Source organism: Asanoa sp. NPDC050611 (genome assembly GCF_040654855.1).
Taxonomy (GTDB): domain Bacteria; phylum Actinomycetota; class Actinomycetes; order Mycobacteriales; family Micromonosporaceae; genus Asanoa.
This window is the reverse complement of record NZ_JBFAIU010000662.1, coordinates 1-1,613: the sequence shown is the minus strand read 5'-3', so window position 1 is coordinate 1,613 and position 1,613 is coordinate 1. Positions and strand designations below refer to the sequence as shown.

Sequence of the window (1,613 nt, the reverse complement as noted above, 5' to 3'; positions counted from 1 at the left end):
CAGCTGCGCGACGCCACGGCCGGCGATCATCAGGATCAGCGTCGCGATGATCGGTTGGATGCCGACGACGCCCACCAGGAAGCCGTTCCACAGTCAGCAGGCCGAGCGAGTGCGGCAGCTCCTGTGCGAACAGCGGGGTGAGCGCCGCGTCCCGGTAGACGCCGGCGAGGTGGCTGGCCGTCTCGCCGCGGCCGTCGAGCACGAGGACGGCGGCGTCGCCGTCGCGCGGCATCGCGAGCGCCGCGGACGCGGCGTGTGCGACGTGGTGCGGGACGAACCGCACGGCCGCCGGGTTCAGGCCGGGCAGGGCGGAGGCGAGGAACTGCGGCGCGCGCCTGGCGTACTCGACGCGCAGCCAGTCCCATGGGTCGTCGAGGCCGAGCTCCTCCGCCGGGCGACACAGGCCCGGGTCGAAGGAGTAGGCGACCGCGTCCAGCTCGTCCGGGCGCAGGCCCGCCGCCGCGAGACACCAGTCCGCGGCCAGCTCGGGCAGCTCCCAGGCGGCGAAGGGCACGGGCCGCTTGCCGTGCTTGCGGCGGCTGAAGCGTTCCTCCTCGGCCGCGGCGACCACCTGGCCGTCGACGACGAGGGCGGCCGCGGGGTCGTGGAAGAGGGCGTTGATCCCCAGTACGCGCATGGCGCGCCGGTACCCGCGATCGCGCGCGCTAACCGGAGAGGCGTTTCGGCCATGCCGGGCCGGGTACGCGAACACCATGCCAGCACGCGAGGAGATCCCGAGCACGCTGCGCCGGTCCCCGAAGAAGGCGCAGGACACGTACGCGAAGACGCTCGACTCCGCCACCGAGGAGTACGGGCCCGGCGAACGGGCGCGCCGCACCGCGATGTCGGCGGTCAAGCACTCGTTCGAGAAGGTCGGCGACCACTGGGAGCCGAAGTCGCGGAAGGGACCGAGCGACGCGCAGGCCGCTCGGAGCAACCGCGCCCAGCCGGGCCGGACCGCCGCCGGGGTCGACGCCAACGCGTCCAAGGCACACCTGCTCGACGTGGCCAAGCGCCTGGACGTCAGCGGCCGCTCCCGGATGACCAAGCCCGAGCTGGCCGAGGCCATCCGGAAGGCGAACGCCCGGGCGGATCGGAAGGCGCGCTCCCGCGCGACGTGACGCCGGTGACCGGGGCCCGGTTACGGCAGGGACCAGCGCTGGTTCGCCACTCCCACGCAGTCCCAGATCTGGACCTGTGTGCCGTCGGCCGTGCCGTTGCCCGCGACGTCCAGGCACCGACCTGACTGCGGGTTGACCAGTGCGCCGGTGGACTGGGGTGACCAGACCTGCGCGCCCGTGCCGTTGCAGCCCCACAGCTGGACGACCGTGCCGTTGGCGGTGCCGCTCGACCGCACGTCCAGGCACTTGCCCAGGCCGCGCACGGTGCCGTCCGAGCCGATCGTCCAGCGCTGCGCGCCCGTACCGTTGCAGGACCAGATCTGGATCTTCGTGCCGTCGGCCGTACCGCTGCCGTTGATGTCCAGGCACTTGTTCGTCGCCGCGCTGACCACCTGGCCGGTACGCCCGCCGCCCGACCCGCCCGGGATCGAGACGCCGAAGCGCTGCTGGGCCTTCTCGAAGCCGGCGAAGCCGAACCCGGACCCGGCGACC

3 protein-coding genes are annotated in these 1,613 nt (G+C 73.5%); 1 reads left to right on the top strand and 2 read right to left on the bottom strand.

Translation table 11 applies throughout. The features are described 5' to 3' along the window. A partial coding sequence (locus AB0H87_RS41600; RefSeq protein ID WP_360159323.1) for a carbamoyltransferase N-terminal domain-containing protein occupies window positions 1-637 on the bottom strand: 637 nt, incomplete at its 3' end. Window positions 638-713: 76 nt separating this feature from the next. Between AB0H87_RS41600 and AB0H87_RS41595 the strand changes: the two genes are divergently transcribed. Beyond that, window positions 714-1,121: a ChaB family protein gene (locus AB0H87_RS41595; RefSeq protein ID WP_360159320.1), complete on the top strand. Its 408-nt coding sequence runs from the start codon at window positions 714-716 to the stop codon at window positions 1,119-1,121. Window positions 1,122-1,141: 20 nt separating this feature from the next. On the opposite strand, the gene AB0H87_RS41590 is transcribed toward AB0H87_RS41595, so the two are convergent. Further along, on the bottom strand, window positions 1,142-1,613 hold a 472-nt coding region (locus AB0H87_RS41590; protein ID WP_360159317.1), incomplete at its 5' end, for an RICIN domain-containing protein.

Excerpts from the sequence above, each read along its gene's own strand:
- AB0H87_RS41595 (WP_360159320.1), top strand. The coding sequence starts at position 714 with ATGCCAGCACGCGAGGAGATCCCGAGCACGCTGCGCCGGTCCCCGAAG.